Origin of the sequence: Desulfonema magnum (genome assembly GCF_017377395.1) — a bacterium.
Taxonomy (GTDB): Bacteria; Desulfobacterota; Desulfobacteria; order Desulfobacterales; family 4be13; genus Desulfonema_C; species Desulfonema_C magnum.
Window position 1 is genome coordinate 1,077,122 of the sequence record NZ_CP061800.1, and the last position, 17,147, is coordinate 1,094,268.

Here is a 17,147-nt window from a genome sequence, read left to right on the forward strand (position 1 = left end):
GAATTATTGCCCTTTGTCCCGGAGGGACAACCGAAAATAGCCCGGCAATTCATTGCCGGGGGAAGAAAACGCCAAGTTATCAAATCCCGTAGGGACGACTGACAATAGACTGCTAATTCATTGCGGGGAGATGGACGACTGAAAACAGCCCCGCAATCCATTGCCGCCAAGTTAAGGAAAAAGAGGTTTTAAAAATGCCAAAAGACAGAATCATAATCAGAAATTTCGGCCCGATTCGGCATGTTAACATTGAATTGCCGGACATTGTCGTGTTCATCGGCCGGCAGGCGGCCGGCAAATCCGCAATTGCAAAGCTCATCCACTTCTTCCGGTTTGTCACCGATGATGCGCCATTTTCCCATGACCTGATGGATATCTTCAGAAAATTCTTTTTCGGCGATGTCTGGCTGAGGCAGAGCCAGGATGCGGAAATTGCATATCTCTGCGGCAACGGCGTGAAATTCTCTTTCAAAAACAATGAGCTGACACATACGGACATGAAAAAAAGCCCCCGCCGATCCGTGTTCATTCCGGCAGGCAGGGCCGTGTATTCGCTTGTGTCCGATGCCATGTTCGGCCTGAGCCTCGAATCTGTGAACATTGACCCGGGCATTCTCCTGTTCGGACGGACCATTGAGACCATGAAATCAGATGATCCCTTTGAAAAGGATCCGCATCTCAGGGCACTCAGCAATGATATCCTGAAGGGAAAATTCCGTTTTTCGGGGAATGAGAACCGGATATACTTCTCCGAAAACAGATATGTCACCATGAACAACGCGTCATCGGGCCAGCAGGAGGTGTTTCCGGTGCTGCTCCTTCTTGCCGCGGCGATGGCAAGCCGGAAAAATCACTGCATCACCATCGAGGAGCCTGAGGCCCATCTGTATCCTTATGCCCAGCACAAACTGGTGGAATTCATCACCCGGGTTCACAACAGTCCGCACGCGTCCAACACCTTTGTCATCACCACGCACAGCCCGTATATTCTGACATCCTTCAACAACCTGCTGTTCGCTCATCAGGTCGCTGGCATCAGTGAGAAAGCCGGAAAGGCGGTGGAGGCGGTTGTTCCGGAGCCAAACAGGGTGAATCCCGAAGATTTCTCCGCATATTATGTGGAAGATGGGAAAGTTCGATCCGTATTTGACGAGGGGCTGATCTCGGACAATGAGATTGACGACGCAAGCGAGGATATCGCCGAAGTATTTGACCAGTTAATTGACATTTACAAAGGGTTCGGACATGGACAAGACACTTGAGCGCATTTTTCCCGGGATGACAGACAACGAGTGTCTGAAAATCATATCAGACATCCTGTTTTATGTTTATGACAACCCTGACACAGATCAGGCATTCGCCACGGTAACAGAGCCGGAGGAACACCAGAATTTCAGAATAACAAATCCGGCCTGCAAACCCGTCCGCGTTCTCTCCGTGGATCACTGTCTGTTCTCTGACGACAGTTTCAAGAAATGCGATTTTGTCCTGTACGACGAGGCTGCCTTTTGTTTTGTCGAACTGAAGGCGGTTCACAGGGATGTCCACAAAAAGAGAAAGAATGCGAAAAGATACGCTGAAAAACAACTGCTTGCCACCATAGAGCTGTTTCGCAAAGAACTGGGGAACTTCGGAGGCAGGGACTTGGAAGCTTATCTGTGTGTGGGTTACAGAACCGGCAGACCCTCGATACTGTCACGGAGCCAGAGAGCGAAAAGGGATTTTGTGAGGCTTGGTGTGAAACTGTATGACGGGTGCCGGAAAGAATTTGCCTGAACCATTAAATCATGCGAGGAAAAAATGGAAAAAAAACTAATCACCAACTGCATTAACGGAATTTTTCTGATAATTTTATTTTTTGTGGCTGTCAATACGGCAATTGCAGCCACCTTCACCTACAATCTCACCTATGACGGGGCAGGGCGGGTGACAGACATCACGGTTGATGCTGAGAACGCAGCTTCCTACCAATACCGTAAAAACGGTCAGCTTGAAGGAGTGGAACTGGGCGGCACGGGTCTCACAGACCCTCCGGATGACGGCCCCGTTGTTGGCTTTTCCATGGTAAACGTAAACTTTGGCGGTCTTGAACCCGGTACAAGCAGTGACACAAACACGGTTTTGCTCACGAACACCGGTAACGAATCCCTGACGTTAAATGATATCAGCGTAACAGGTGATTTCACACAGACCAGCACCTGCGGAACCGAACTTGCGGCCGGAGAGAGTTGCAATATTAATGTAATTTTTTCTCCTGCTGCGGAAGGCAGCAGAGCCGGAACGCTCACCATTGCCAGCAATGCGGATGGCAGTCCCCACACTGTCAGCCTTTTCGGAATCGGTGAGACAGGTGATTTTGTATGTGATTTCTCAGCCAGCAGCCAGAATGTCTGTGCAGGGATGGCTGTGACATTCACGGATTTATCTTCCGATACAGCTACAAGCTGGTCATGGTTATTCCCCGGAGGTACGCCGGACAGTTCCAATGAGAAAAACCCGACGGTGGTTTATGATACCCCGGGCACATATGAGGTGACTCTGGCTATTAAAAACGAAACAGATACGAATACCATGACAAAACAAGCATATATTACGGTATTCGAGGGAGAGACCACTGGCGGGGATTCGGATGGTGCGGAATGGCTCTGGGTCAAACAGGCAGGAAGTGATGCCTTTGATGCTGGTTACGCCATCACCACCGATAAAAGCGGCAATATTTATGTGACAGGTGAATATGTCAATGCGGCCGCTTTTGAAAACATCAATATTCCGTCAAGCGGATCAAGCGGAATGTTTGTTGCCAAATATGATAGTGAAGGACATTGCCTGTGGGTTCGATACGGGAGGCTGGGAACAAACGGGAAAGCCTATGGAATCACCACGGATAATTCCGGGAATGTCTATGTCTCAGGCACATTCAGCACCACTGCCCAGATTGGCGGCGAAAGCATTGTATCTCAGGACTGGTCTTTTGATCTGATCATTGCCAAATATGATACCGACGGAAATTTTCAATGGGTTGTCAAAGGTGGAGGAACCAATACAGATTACGGTCGGGGAATTACCTCTGATGGCTCCAACGTATATGTCACCGGAAGATTTTGGAGTTCCGATGCTGCTTTTGGTACTTATCGTCTTGCTTCCAGCGGGGAGAGTGATGTGTTTATCGCCAAATATGACGGTGGCGGAAACTGCCTGTGGGCGAAAAAAGCAGGCGGAAGCAATAATGATTTTGGCATCGGCATCACATCAGATAATGAGGGGGATGTTTATGTCACGGGATATTTTAAAGATACCGCCACCTTTGGAAGTGCCAACTTAACATCAGACGGAAGTGCAGATGTGTTTGTCACCAAATGTGACAGTAATGGAAACTTTCAATGGGCAGAGAAAATCGGTGGAAACAATTACGATACAGGCCATTCAGTTGCCTCCGACAATAGCGGCAATATCTATGTGACAGGCAGGTTTACTGACACTGTGACCTTCGGAACAACAAACATGGCCTCAAACGGCGACGCAGATATTTTCATCGCCCAATATGATGACAATGGAAATTTTCAATGGGTTCGGACAGCAGGAGGAAGTTCTACAGACTACGGAAGAAGCCTCACCTGCGATGGTCAGGGCAATATCTATTTGAAGGGTCTCTATGGTGGAACAGCCATTTTTGAAACTACGAGCATCACTTCAACCGGCGGTGATAATTCATTTATTGCCAAATATGATGATATTGGAAATCTTCAGTGGGTGGAAAAAGAACTGTATGGCTGGACAAGCGATTATAATTGGTCTCAAACCATTGTTTCTGATAACTCCGGTAATGTATATGTAACCGGAGAATTTAACAACACAAAAAATCTTGGAACCATTACTCTCAATTCAACCGGAAGCAATGATATGTTCATAGGCAGTTTGGGAGCTTCTTTTTCCTGTCCGATAATCCATCCGACGATCACACCGGACGGCTCCGCAGAAATTTGCGAAGGTGACAGCGTCACACTTACCGCTTCACCCGGTTATCCCTATTACACCTGGTCAAACGGCGAAACAACCCAAAGCATCATCGTCACGCAGCCAGGAGATTATTCTGTTGAAGTCAGCGACTGTGCGGGTTGCAGCGGCGAGTCTGAAACTATCAGTATAACACAGGCTCCTGGGTTGCAGCCTGTTCTGTCAGTTACTCCGCCCCCTCAGTCTGTGTCTGCGGATGCCGGTGAAATCACCCTTCATGTTGCGAACACAGGCACAGGTACGATGGAATGGAAGGTGACAACAGACGCCTCATGGCTGACCGTGACCCCGAGTTCGGGAACGGATGATGAGACACTTACCGTGAGTTACGAGGCAAACACCAACGATAAAAGAACCGGAAGCATCACCATCACAGCGGACGGCGCGACAGGAAGCCCTGAACACATTGAAATCATTCAGGAAGCCGCACAGCCTGTTTTGTCCGTAACACCGCCGGGTTATCATCTTGTTTCCCCGGCCAGTGGCAAGGTTGTCGTTGTTATTGAAAACACAGGAACAGGCACAATGCGTTGGACAGCGGAAATCGTTGATGATGTTCCCTGGCTGCTTATTGAGGAAGAAGATCATAATGACGGGATGCTCAGAGTCAGCTACGAGTCCAATATGGGCGAGGCAAGGATCGGCATGATCAAAATCACGGCTTCCGGCGCAACAAAAATGGTTGAAGTGAGACAGGACGGTTTTGGAGTGACTGACGGTGTTGCCATAGATATGGACATTTCCACCGACAGCATTGAAGCGACTGTTCAGGCTTCCGAAAGTGATGAAATCTGGATCGGCCTGGTTGCCCAGGAAACCACAGACTTGTACAGTTTCCAAACCAATGTAAATTTTGATTTTGATAAAATTGATTTTCTTGAAGCGAGTGAAGATAATCCCTCAGACGGCCCGGAGAATTTCCTGCAATCACAAGGCGGTATGTCTATAGGAATATGGTCTGAGCCAGCGGAGAGCGGCATCAATATCAGCAATATGCTGACTGATCCGGATTGTGATCTCTCTCCTGATGGTTCCGGCCATATTGGTTTTCTGAAGTTTCATGTACTGAATATGGAGGATTCTGAAATTTACCTGGAGCCTGCTGAGGTGATGTTTACAAATTGCAATGGTGACTCAAAACTCATCACAAGTCTGAGCGGAGGAACCATAACCCTCTTTTCCCGGTATGATCTGAATGAGGACGGGGTGACTGATGGTCTTGATCTCGAACTACTGAGGGGACATTTTATGGAAACGGAAGATGATCCCGAGTGGGATCCGAGATATAATCTGAAAACGGATCCGAGCATCTTTCCGGCTTCCCTTGGAAAACAGATTATTGACACCCGGGATGTGCAAGTTCTGGTGCAAGATGTCACTCCCTGATCTTTAACAGAGCCATGTATTTAATCTTCTTTACTGAAATAAATGGTTCTGAAACGGATGAACGTATGATTTCAGGTCGTTCACTCATTTTCAGAACCATCTCAAAAAATGACGGAGGGCCAATCAATGACAGCTATAAAATTTAAGCTTATGATTCTTATCAGTCTGGTTTTGCTCATGAGTACTGGGTCTGCCTGGGCAATACCGGGCATTGCTCTGGATACTGACTATACAACCCATAATTATGATCCCACAGATTCTTCCAAACACATGGAATCTGTTATTATGGCTGAAGCAAACGAGGACGTATGGCTTGCCGTAGTTGCTCAGAATGTGACTAAGCTGGCTGCTTATCAGGTGACAGTAAGCTTTGATCCTGAACATATGAATTTCATCGAAGGGGCTGAAGGGAATCCGTCTCAGGGAGTAACCAATCTTCTGAAAAAGAACAGCGGAGAAACCATCGGGCTTCAAATCGTCCAAAGGATTCCGGGAACACTTGACATTTTCAACTCGCTCATAGGAAAGAACCCTGATGAAGCAGCAGACGGCTCCGGCATCATAGCGCTTTTAAAATTCAAAGTTCTCGATGACAATTCCGATAATCGCTTAAATCTTTCCAATATACTTTATTTGGATCCGGAAGGAACGAATTATCCGGTCAGCGAATTCAACATTAAAAATGCTATTCAGAATCCGTCATCAGGTCAGGATAAAGATACAGATAAGGACGGAATGCCTGACGAATGGGAAAAGATATACTTTACCGATCTCTCAAGAGACGGAACCGGCGACTATGATAAAGACGGCAAGTCAGATTTAGATGAGTATAAAAACGGAACTGATCCGACAAAACCAGCCGAACTCGCTCTTGAACCAGGCGTATTTATGACAGGGAAAACCGGAACCATTACCATAGACTGGCTCTACGACGGCGGCGCATACAAAGGCGAACTCGGCATGTTCAGTCTCAGAGACATGGACATGACCGTGTCCGACCTGACAGCATTCATCAGAGAGGCGGTCACAAGGGTTCTGTCCCACAGCGAGGAGGGTTACATTGTCCTGTCCGACAAAACGGAGCGGGCAAGGGAGTCCGGCACCCTGAGCGGCGAATCCGCAGACTGGAACGAAGGCGACTATAATCATGCCAAGTCCTTTTCCATGAGACCTGATGACAGGTTCGCACTGGTGCTTGTGCCGAACGGGACATTTGAGGCCCTTTCCCAAAATCCGGGAACCGGGAACACCGCTCTCCGTCCCCTCTTCTCTTTCACCTCGCCCAATGCGGACTATGGGATGCACATGGGTCAGGTTGCGGACGTGAACGGCATGGAACTCGGTTTTGTGTTCGAGGACATGGAGTTCACGAAGAGCGACAGGGACTACAATGACCTCATTATCCAGATCAGCGGTGCGGACTCGGACATTCCGACAATAGATGCCATGATCGGAAAGACAGAAAAAGCTGCCCGGAGAAAACGGGATGGGAAAGACTGGTATGACTGGAGAGTCTCGGACGAACTCGGCAGGAAGATCATGGAACATCTCGAAGCGTTGCCCACAGGGGATGATCAGTGGGTCTCGGTGGTCTTTGACGGCGCTGCTGATTTCAGGGTTTATGATGCTGAGGGCAGTGTCACCGGAACAGAAAACACCGAAATTCCAGGTTCCCTGAGATTTCTTAAAAACGACGAACTGACAGTCTCCCTGCCCGCAATGAGAGAAGAGGAAAAAGATTACCGGATAATGCTGCGTTCCGTGGAAGATGAGACCGAAACCCTCACCGTGATAGAACATCTGGGAATGGCCGAGATTTCCTCGGACACAAAAGTCTTTGACATCGAACCCTTGCAGACGCTCAAATCTGATTTGTCCGTGTCATCAGGCAGTGATATGAACGCTGTTTTCAAGGAACCAGCCGTTCCCACGGATGCTGATGGCAAACCGCTCATCTATGATTTTGACGGCAATGGAAAAATTGATGATGACGACATCAGGGAAATCTCGTCCAGATGGAACAGTTGCGAAGGCGATCCTGACTGGAATCCGCTTGCTGATCTGGATGACGACGGATGCATCACGGTTCTTGATATCATGAAGGTTTCAAGCAGCAAGTAGGGCCGGATTTTCGAATCTCTTAACAATTTGTAAATACTTATCATATAATCAACTTTAATGTTTTCAGACGAAAAAATCGTGTTCCCACGCTTCGGCGTGGGAACGTTTTCTTCATGCCCATATGAAGCTTTGGAATTATCAGCTTACGTCCCCTCTGATAGATTTTAAGAACTGGACAGTAGAAAGTTTTAACTAGTAAACTAAGTAATTCGTAACCGGACAGCAATATGTTCATACCTATATATATGGCGTCATGCGGCAAGCTCGGACGAAGTCTCACGACCTCTTCCCCGTATCATCCGCAGAGTTCGGTCAGCCGGAACTTTGCCGAGGGAGGACAGAAACTCCGCCTGAATGACACTTCGCACAACGCCCTCCGAGGGACATCCGGAAGAGGCTGTTCTCAGCCATCCGTCATATTTTTCCAAAACCTCGGAGCACCGGGTCAGGGAGGGGGTGGCCTCAGTATTATGTAGTTTTTTTAATCCTCTGATTTTTAAATTAATTATAATAAAACAATCCGGAATTCTCATTGAATATAATTCTGATCAGAAAAAATGATTCTAACTGATAAAAATCAGGTAATTTATATTCATACGACTACATAATATTAAGGCCACACCCATAATGCCACAAAGACACGAAGGCGCGAGGGCCTCACAAAGGGTCTTTGTGTCCCTTTGTGCCTTCGTGTCTTTGTGGCATTATAGGCCGCTACATTTATCCGTATTTTTAATTTTCAGCAGCTCGAAAAGATTTTTAGCTTATTGTTTCATACGGCAATTCTCCGGAGTGCAAAAAATTTTTCCATCTGCTGATTTTCAATGATCTTGACTGCTATCACTTATTTTATGTTCGGATTCCTTGCGAACAAACCCCGTCTGAAAAATTCGCTGGCGATGATCCAAAACATCCCGGACAGGGTTTCAAGCCCCGTCTGGCAAACAATTTTCGCTCTGTCTGTTTCACCTGAAATCAACTATTTTTATATAAAAAAATAGTGCGTTATCAAGACCAAAATAATCAGCATATCGGAAATGTTCAGAAGGCAGAGTCTCCCTCAGGCATTAAAAATACCAAAGTCAGAGAGATTGACATACGATGAAAAATGATATAATAAAAATAGAAAGATAGCCTGTCAGCAGAGCAGATAAAAAAGCTGCGGGTTCCGGAATGAGATACATTTTTCTCTCCAAGGTCTCTGACGGGGTTGGAAACCCTGTCCGCTAACACCTCATCCGCTAAAAAAATATGCTGTCCTGACAGGGCTTTGCTACAAATATGCCGTTCCTACGGAGCTACGATGTCCCTGTCGGGATAAAAAATACCCCATTTTTCCAAATGCGCCCTGAAAACAGGGGAACGAAAAAAGACAATGCCCAGCATAACAAATGACAAAAAAGACTTATGTTTTATAAGAGATATTAATACACGGAAGCCTGTAACTTTTAATGACGGAACCCGTTCGGTGCGAGTCATTGCGGTAACTGAAAATCCGGTTCGGGTATGGGACTGGGAACGCAAAGATTTTATTGATGAAATACTGCTTGTCGGAGGAGTTTCTGTCCCTCCCAGTGAGCAAATTCCTTTATTGGATTCTCATGACCGGTCAAGCGTTACCAGTGTGCTGGGAAGCGCCCGGAATTTTGAACCAAAGGATAACACACTTGAATGTGAGGTGTTTTTTGCAGGAACAGATTCAGGCAGGGACGCTGCCCAGAAGGTCAAAGAGGGACATCTGACAGATTTTTCTGTGGGATATCTTCCTACCGAGTCCCAATGGATATCTGCCGGAGAAACGCAGGATATTAACGGACGCACATTCCAGGGGCCTGTCAAGATTACCACAAAATGGAATCTCACAGAACTTTCAGTCACTCCTATTGGCGCGGATCATATGGCAAAGGCAAGATCCCTGAACAGCGGTTCCCCGCCTCCGGTGCCAATGCCAAAGGAAACCGCAACATCTGACAGTAATAAACCGCCTGCGGAGATACCGGCACCAGAGGAAGAAATCAGAACAGCGGCTGAGAAGCCAGCCGGAAAATCTGCTACGGAAAAGCAGGGAATAACCATGGTGGATATGATCTTTTATGGTTTTACCATTATGATGGTTCTTTTTCTGCTCAAAGGAATGCTGGAATAATCATTCTTTTTCATCAGCCGTTCTTACCGGAACATGCGGAAATACGAATGACCAGTTTTTTATTTGTTTCTGCAACCTTGACCGATTTATCCCCCTTGGTGTCCTGGGAACATCATCCCTGTCAATGAACTCGATCCATTTAGGCTCCAGGAAAGGTGAAATTCTGTTATGATTTTTTATTCCCTCCAACACATGATCCAAAAGCTCGGATGCCAAGGCTCTTGAGTCAGAAAACTCTTTCTTCAGCACCACATAAGCGCTGGTTTTACCATCATCTAAAATGACTGCGCTTTCCTCCACTTTTTTATGCTTATTAAGGATATCCTGAATTTTTTTATAATTACCGTCTCTGGCCGGTCTGGGCAGCTTTCTTTTATCTGTAAACTTAATCCAGTAGGGATACATATTTTCCGCAATTCTGTTTCTTCTGATGACCCGGGAAGTATGATTCAAAATTTCCTCTTTCAACCCCTCTGATGGTGAAGAGAGATCATTCAGTACCACAAAAGCATAAGTTTTTATAAATTTATCGTCATCCTGATAACCGACCAATGCAGATTCTTTCACCGCCTCATGACTGTTAATAATCGTTTCAATTCTCTCAATCAGTTTTGTTTCCACAACGCCTCCCATATAAAGCGCATCCATTTCACCGGGAAAGTTCACAGCCGCTATATTGGTTCTTGGGAGAAATGTTTTAAGATAGTCAAGTCTGTCTTCCAATATTTTTCCATTGCTTAATATCAGAAATCCGAGAGGAATATATAAAATATAGAGTATCCATTTTCTGAGGTCCTGTGATTTTTCACCGGCCCATGCCAGTACAACAACCAAAATGATCGCCATGGTAAGAATCATAAAAAAAGAGTGCTTAGGTTCCGGTTGCTCCATTATTTTCCTGAAATCTGTGTAGGAGAGTGTTATTGCTGACAGGATAAGGAGATACAATCCTAATAGTTTAATCAGTTCAAAACTGGTCAGTTGCTTTTTATTCGGATCAGCCAAAAAATATTTGTTTGTCAGTGTATAGAGAAGCCACAGTAAAGCAAGCACAGCCCAGGAAACATAGGTTTCGATATTTATACAAAAATAGAAGAATTCATTCAGTTGACGTATTAAAGCGCCCGCCCATTGTATCATATTAATAAAACTGTCAAACATATCCGATGGTTCCATAACTTTTATCAGCTTCTCCTATTGTTCGCTTTGGTCTGTGGTTTGGGATTCGTGGTTTGTGATTTGCCATTTGTGGTTTGTGATTTAATGAGATAACCAGAAAGAAATTTGTCCCTTTATGAAGTAGGTTAAATTTGGGTTCAGAATGTTTTATCATTTTCCCGCAGCGCAACGGGCGGTCCTAAAACTTCGCTATATACCACTGCCTGCTGCAAATTTTTTTTAGATAGTTTCAAACGGAACGGTGAACGTGATGTCCTTTTTGGTGATTCGAATACGTCAGTTTGAACAGATTCAATATGTTCTGAAATGTCATCGGGCATATCAGGGCCATGTGCGGCACCCGCGATATCTTTTCCTGTCTTTTCGGACTTATCAGGGAGAGATGTCTGCTTCTCAGCATTTTGCATCCTGGCAATATCTTCAAAAAAATTTTCCAAGTCACCTTTCAGGGACCCGAATATCTGCCGGACTGAGGTTGCGCGCGTTTTATCTTTTGGTATTTTTTGAGTGTCTCCGCGTTCTAAAACTTCGGGGACCGATGCCGACGCTGATTTCTCCTTTTTCTTTTCCTGGCGTAATTTTCTCCATAATGTCACCATGAACCAGATGATGAAAACCATCAGCCACACAATTGCTTCTATAATATCAGTCAAATTCTCATTCATATTTTCACCATAAGGGAATGGGGAGTTCTGTTTTATTTCAGCAGGCCGGAGTGCAAAAATTTCATTTTCACACTTCAGCCCTTATAATTCTGTTTTATCAATGATCTTAATCTATTATTTGCCCGCTCTGTTCATCATACACATACCATTGCAAATATCTCGCAATGTATGAGCATACGGCAAAGTATTTGTGTGCTTTCTCTTCACTCATAAAAGCATACGGGATGTGAGAATGTATGCAGTTGACCTTATTCTGCTCAGAACCTTCTCCGCACAGTATGCTGTCGCCTTCCTCATTTACGAAATCCAGGTCAATTTCCATCCAATACTGATCGCTCTCAGCATACACGAATCCTCTGTATCCGTTTATTATCATATTCGGCATCTCCGCTATGAATGCTTTCAATAATTCGAGATCTGTATGCAGAGAGTGTTTTTCGTTACCTTGTATCGTAATGTCATAACTCATTTATTTGTAACTCACTAAAGCTTTTAACATAAAGTTTGTCATGCGAAGAAATCGGATTTTTTAAAAAAATCCGATTTCTTTTGGACAATGTTGAAATATTCGATTGTCTCATTTTCGAGACGGATTCGTACTTCTTTCCTCAGACGTTTTGCATAAGGATTTTTTCTGCCTTTCAGCTTTGACAGATCATATTCTTTTTTCATATCTGACCGCCTTTCTTGCCGAAATTATTCTTATGACCAAATCGTCGTTCACGGTAAGAGTGGGATACAAGGAATGTATTGTCCCCCGGGAGTTTCCCGCACAAAAGTGTTACTAGCGATGCACTCCCGTTCCGATTAATGAAAAACGGAATGAACAATCAGAGCGGCTGTTTCATGTCGCATCCGATTCAATAAGGTGTCATATTGCTTCTCTTAATTCAAGTTTCTGCCTGTCTTCGGTTTCAAATTTAAAACGTTTTCGGATTATCTGATTAATGCTTTTGTTGGTGCTGATAAAATTCAGCCGTGATCTGATATGGCTGAACTCAAAATATTGTAGCAATTCAATAAATGCGGAATTTACAAAAGAGGATGTTATGCTGTCTATACCGTTGAAAGATAACTCCACCTTGTTGCCCTTGTCTATCAGTGGCTTGATAAGATTGAATATTTTTTCACCGTCATTGTTTGTGTGACAGCGGGTGACATGATCAGTTATTTTTATTACCATGAGAAATCCTCCTCATCAGGTTCTTCGTAAATTGTGTCTGTGCGTAATTTGATCAGCACTAATGTTCCCGGATAAAATTGTTCTGAATTATCTGATTTAATAACCTTTTCACTTCCGGCAACATGACACTCCAATTTTCCCTTATTTGAATGAATATATATTCTGCCTCCGTTATATCCGAGAACAAATCCGAGAAGATTTTCAAGACCGGCACCTCTGTTTGTAGGAAGTGATTTCGTTGTATATCCCTCCTTAATTGCGAGTTCCAAAGCCTCGGCATCATTTTTACAGTCAAATTTTTTTCTGATCTGACAGGGTATTCCGACACCAAAATCAGAAATGGCAATTTCAATTTCATTATTTGCAGGATAATGCTGTGCAAAAACGCACCCTATCTTTTCACCTGAATGGTCTTTTATATTATTGAATATTTCTCCTATGCATGTTTTAAGTCCTGAAAATCCTGAAGTGTCAGCGATCTGCAAAGAATGCGCCAGCCATGCAACCAGAGTATTGTCAAGCCATGAATAATATTCCTCAAATGTGACATTTTTCAGTGGAATTGTGGTCGGCCTGACATGCGAATTCTCAAACTGCCTCTTTTTCAAATAATATTCAAAAAAACCGGAATCGTCTAAATATGTTACAGAATTTCTGTTGTCCGCTATCTTCGATAAATCAGGGAGATCAACGTAAACTTTCACATTTTGTCTCAATAACCATTGAATAATATTATGAAGTATGGTTATACCGGACGGCTTGATAAACTCAAGAGAACTGAAATTAAGTATTATTTCTTTATTTTTTGGTCTGTTATCCTCATAAATAATATCAGAGATAAATGAATACATGGAATTTCTGTCAAAATGATCGGGTAAAAAAATTTCCATTTAAGCTCCGTCCTTTTTAAGGCAATATGGCGGCTGGCCGGAAGAACCGGAGTGTCAGTATCTCAGATCCTTCTGATAACGGTGTGGTTGAAAGTTTCCGAGCATACAGGCACGCAACGCATAATCACATGAAGCCAGCCGACCTTAACGGTGTAATAGTCTATATTTTAGTAATTTAAATAAGTTATGTATATCGTCATTCCCGGATCCCGTCCGGCACACGACTATGTTGCCCACGGACACTCTGAGTTTTGTCCGGATGCTTCGAGTCTGATACCAGGCTGTACAGGCTTCTCAGTTATGATTTTTCATCTTCTTCAGATTCCTTGCCGGCCAATGCAATGGAACCCCGCATCTGTGTATCCGCGTCAATGTTTTTAAAGCGGTAATAGTCCATTATGCCCAACTGGCCTTTTTGAAAAGCCATTGCAATTGCAAGCGGAACCTTTGCTTCCGCTTCCACAACTTTTGCACGCATTTCCTGAACCCTGGCTTTCATTTCCTGTTCCGCGGCAATGGCCATGGCACGCCGCTCTTCTGCTTTTGCCTGTGCGATTTTTTTATCTGCCTCCGCACGGTCCGTTTCGAGCTCCGCACCAATATTTTTTCCCACATCCACATCTGCAATATCAATGGAAAGAATTTCAAAGGCCGTGCCTGCGTCAAGTCCTTTTTCCAGCACTCGTTTGGATATGGTATCCGGGTTTTCCAAAACATCCTTATGTTTCTCCGCGGAACCGATGGTTGTAACAATCCCTTCGCCGACCCTGGCCAGAACTGTCTCCTCACCTGCACCGCCCACCAGCCGGTCTATATTTGCCCGGACAGTGACACGGGACACGGCTTTCAGTTGAATACCGTCTTTTGCCATGGCCGCAACCAGCGGCGTATCAATCACCTTGGGGTTGACGCTCATTTGCACGGCTTCGAGAACATTACGGCCCGCGAGATCAATGGCCGCAGCCCGGTTGAATTTAAGCGGAATACTTGCCTTGTCCGCGGCAATCAGGGCCTGAACAACCCGCATCACATTACCGCCAGCCAGATAATGAGACTCAAAATCATCCGTATCAATCGAAATTCCCGCCTTAACTGCCATGATTTTCGATTCCACGATAAGTTTTGGTGGCACTTTCCGAAACCGCATGAACACAATCGTCAGCAGACCGACCTGGGCACCCGATACCAAAGACTGAAACCACAGCGACAAAGAAGAATACACAAAAAAGAAAACAATAATGAGGATAACAACCGCAATGACAATCAGCATCGTATTAAATCCCATAAAACCCCCCTTTCTGTAATTGAGAATGGAAAATGGAAAATGGAGAATAATAATTTAAATTCTCAATTCTCAATTCTCAATTCTCAATTCTCAATTTTCCATTATTCTAACCACGATCCGATTGCCGTTGACAGCAGACACAACAATCGGATCATTTTTTTCGATATAATCTCCTGATGAAACTACGTCAAAACGATTCCCGTCAATGATCGCTTTTCCGGCCGGGCGAAGATCCGTCAGAGCTCTCCCGGATTTTCCCACAAGTATCTGCAAATCCGAATCCTGGGAACTGACGCCGTTTTCGCTGGTCAATGTCTTTCGGAGCGTCACCGGCGAGCTGGCGATCAGCTTTATCCCAACCAGAATGGACAAGGGAATCATAACAACATCTGCCGCGACAAAGTACATTCCCGCTTCGGCGGATACATAACAAAAAACATGAAAAAGTGAATAACCCAATACAGCCATCGCCGTCACCGTCAGGAGACCGGCGGAAGGCAACACAAATTCCGCAATAATAGTGGTGACGCCCAGAAGCTGTAATACAATTGGCAAAGTAAGATCAGAGGTCATTGGCAGAACTCCTTGTCACCACGATGCGGTTTGCCCGGATTTCCGTAATAACAACCGAGGCCCCCTTGTCAATGTATTCTCCCTCGGAAATCATATCAAACACCTCATCGCCGATTTTGACACTTCCGGAGGGACGCAGGGGTTTTATCACCACACCGCTGTCGCCCACGGAAATGTTTACAGAATTGTCCGAGTCAATACGAGAACTGGCAAGGTCTGCTGAAAGATAGGGGCCGTGTATGACTTGTGAAATTTTGGGAAACGCGTAACGAAAAAAGAAAATGATCACAACAAACGCGCTGAAAAGGCTTCCCAGGACGGTCATAATGTTTTTCTCAAACAGTTTCCTTTCCCACGGGACTTTGGGAAGAACAAAATCCTGAAGGGAGAGTATCATGCCCGCGGCCATTAATGCGATACCGGCAATACCAATCACCCCGAAGCCTGGTATGACAAACATCTCGATTCCGAGAAGCATAATTCCGATTGTAATAATGAGAAATTCGGTATGATTCGCAAGTCCCACCATGTACTGACTGAGAAAGACCAGTGCAAGACAGGTGATACCGACAATTCCCGGCACCCCGAAGCCGGGCGTCTGCATTTCAATATACAATCCTGCAAAACCCAGCAGCATGAGAATCGGCGCAATCTTCGTGATAAGGCGAACCAGTTGCTCTGACCAGCTTTCCTCAAATCTTATCATTTGATAATTGGTAATATTTTTTTTTTCAAGCATCTCCTCAACAGATTCCACGCTCATTTTGGAAAAGCCGAATTCCAGTGCTTCCTGATCATCCATGGTCAGGAGTTTGCCTTTTCCCACCACGGTTTTTTTTGAGCGTATTTGTTCCCGCTCTTTTTCACTGAAATCTTCATATTCCACAGAATCAATGTAAAGAATCCTGCCGTCATCCATTTCAATTCTGAAGACGGTCATATCAGAACTGACCATTGACTCTGCCAAGGTTTCAGGATAACCATTCCGTTTTGCAAGGGTACGAAATTTTGCCCGGAGCGGAGATTGAAATTTTTCTCCCAGCATTTTCGGGCCTTCGTTGGAAAAAATGATGGGCGCACAATCGCCAATCGTGGTAGAATGCTTCATGGTAAGCTCATTACACGCCAGAGCGATGAGCGCACCGGCAGATATGGCCTTTTTTTTTACATAAGCGATGGTTTTTCCCCGGGGTTTGTTGAGCAGGGTTTCAACGATTTGAAAGGCTGAGTCCACCCGGCCCCCGAAGGTGTCCATTTCAAGCACATAAAGGGCATTGTCATACTGCTCTGCGCCCTGATCCAGTGTCCGTTCAATAAACGCGGCCATGGCAGGGCCGACCTCACCAGCCACAGGAATGACCACAACGTGCCGAACCGGTGTCTGTCCGGAATCAGACGCGGACACCGCCCCGCACCCTGTACACGCCCATAAAAGCGTCACCCATATAAAGATTGCATTAATTTTCATAGATTAGATATTCATGAAAAAAATCGGTTTTTTCACCCTCGGAGATGAAAAGATATCCGCTTAAAAAACCCGCTTTTCACTTTTATTTTTATGGTAAATGATGTCAACCCCCCGTTTTGCTCTGTTCGGATTGGCAAATCAGAGCCGTCGTCAGGTTCACCCGTCAGACAGGAGCGGAGAGGGGAATTTTATAATTTCATAAAACTTATCTGATCGGACACTGGTTGAACTATATAA

General features: G+C 45.0%; 15 protein-coding genes. 5 read left to right on the plus strand and 10 right to left on the minus strand.

Annotated elements, in window-relative coordinates:
- The first annotated feature begins 194 nt into the window (after positions 1-194).
- The 4 genes from dnm_RS04385 to dnm_RS04400 all read left to right on the plus strand — a co-directional run bounded on the left by dnm_RS04385 (position 195) and on the right by dnm_RS04400 (position 7,521).
- Positions 195-1,262 carry an AAA family ATPase gene (locus tag dnm_RS04385; protein WP_207681491.1) on the plus strand — a complete coding sequence of 356 codons (1,068 nt, stop codon included), beginning with the start codon at positions 195-197 and terminating at the stop codon, positions 1,260-1,262.
- Positions 1,246-1,776: a hypothetical protein gene (locus tag dnm_RS04390; RefSeq protein WP_207681492.1), complete on the plus strand. Its 531-nt coding sequence runs from the start codon at positions 1,246-1,248 to the stop codon at positions 1,774-1,776. The genes dnm_RS04385 and dnm_RS04390 overlap by 17 nt, the downstream gene beginning before the upstream one ends.
- Before the next feature lie 24 nt (positions 1,777-1,800).
- The gene (locus tag dnm_RS04395) at positions 1,801-5,400 is read left to right on the plus strand and encodes an SBBP repeat-containing protein (protein WP_207681493.1); all 3,600 of its coding nucleotides are present in this window, start codon (positions 1,801-1,803) and stop codon (positions 5,398-5,400) included.
- Positions 5,401-5,526: 126 nt separating this feature from the next.
- Complete coding sequence (locus dnm_RS04400) at positions 5,527-7,521, plus strand: DUF4114 domain-containing protein (RefSeq protein ID WP_207681494.1); 1,995 nt, start codon at positions 5,527-5,529, stop codon at positions 7,519-7,521.
- A gap of 251 nt (positions 7,522-7,772) precedes the next feature.
- On the opposite strand, the gene dnm_RS04405 is transcribed toward dnm_RS04400, so the two are convergent.
- Positions 7,773-7,949 carry a hypothetical protein gene (locus dnm_RS04405; RefSeq protein WP_207681495.1) on the minus strand — a complete coding sequence of 59 codons (177 nt, stop codon included), beginning with the start codon at positions 7,947-7,949 and terminating at the stop codon, positions 7,773-7,775.
- A 947-nt stretch (positions 7,950-8,896) separates the two neighbouring features.
- Here dnm_RS04405 and dnm_RS04410 point away from each other — a divergent pair.
- On the plus strand, positions 8,897-9,667 hold the full coding sequence (locus dnm_RS04410) for an HK97 family phage prohead protease (RefSeq protein WP_207681496.1): 771 nt from the start codon (positions 8,897-8,899) through the stop codon (positions 9,665-9,667).
- Here dnm_RS04410 and dnm_RS04415 read toward each other — a convergent pair whose 3' ends face one another.
- The 9 genes from dnm_RS04415 to dnm_RS04455 all read right to left on the minus strand — a co-directional run bounded on the left by dnm_RS04415 (position 9,668) and on the right by dnm_RS04455 (position 16,910).
- The gene (locus dnm_RS04415; RefSeq protein WP_207681497.1) at positions 9,668-10,843 is read right to left on the minus strand and encodes an AMP-binding enzyme; all 1,176 of its coding nucleotides are present in this window, start codon (positions 10,841-10,843) and stop codon (positions 9,668-9,670) included.
- A gap of 140 nt (positions 10,844-10,983) precedes the next feature.
- Positions 10,984-11,511, minus strand: a complete 528-nt coding sequence (locus dnm_RS04420; RefSeq protein WP_207681498.1) for a hypothetical protein — start codon at positions 11,509-11,511, stop codon at positions 10,984-10,986.
- A 106-nt stretch (positions 11,512-11,617) separates the two neighbouring features.
- A complete protein-coding gene (locus tag dnm_RS04425) occupies positions 11,618-11,980 on the minus strand; it encodes a hypothetical protein (protein WP_207681499.1) in 363 nt (120 codons plus the stop codon).
- Between the two features lie 38 nt (positions 11,981-12,018).
- Positions 12,019-12,183 carry a hypothetical protein gene (locus dnm_RS04430; RefSeq protein WP_207681500.1) on the minus strand — a complete coding sequence of 55 codons (165 nt, stop codon included), beginning with the start codon at positions 12,181-12,183 and terminating at the stop codon, positions 12,019-12,021.
- Between the two features lie 199 nt (positions 12,184-12,382).
- Positions 12,383-12,694, minus strand: coding sequence for an STAS-like domain-containing protein (locus dnm_RS04435; RefSeq protein ID WP_207681501.1), 312 nt, complete (start codon positions 12,692-12,694; stop codon positions 12,383-12,385).
- A complete protein-coding gene (locus dnm_RS04440) occupies positions 12,688-13,584 on the minus strand; it encodes an ATP-binding protein (protein ID WP_207681502.1) in 897 nt (298 codons plus the stop codon). The genes dnm_RS04435 and dnm_RS04440 overlap by 7 nt, the downstream gene beginning before the upstream one ends.
- Before the next feature lie 298 nt (positions 13,585-13,882).
- Positions 13,883-14,869 carry a flotillin-like protein FloA gene (floA, locus tag dnm_RS04445; protein ID WP_207681503.1) on the minus strand — a complete coding sequence of 329 codons (987 nt, stop codon included), beginning with the start codon at positions 14,867-14,869 and terminating at the stop codon, positions 13,883-13,885.
- Between the two features lie 90 nt (positions 14,870-14,959).
- Entirely contained in the window at positions 14,960-15,442 is a 483-nt protein-coding gene (locus tag dnm_RS04450) for an NfeD family protein (RefSeq protein ID WP_207681504.1), read from the minus strand.
- Positions 15,432-16,910, minus strand: a complete 1,479-nt coding sequence (locus dnm_RS04455) for an NfeD family protein (RefSeq protein ID WP_207681505.1) — start codon at positions 16,908-16,910, stop codon at positions 15,432-15,434. The genes dnm_RS04450 and dnm_RS04455 overlap by 11 nt, the downstream gene beginning before the upstream one ends.
- Positions 16,911-17,147: the final 237 nt, after the last annotated feature.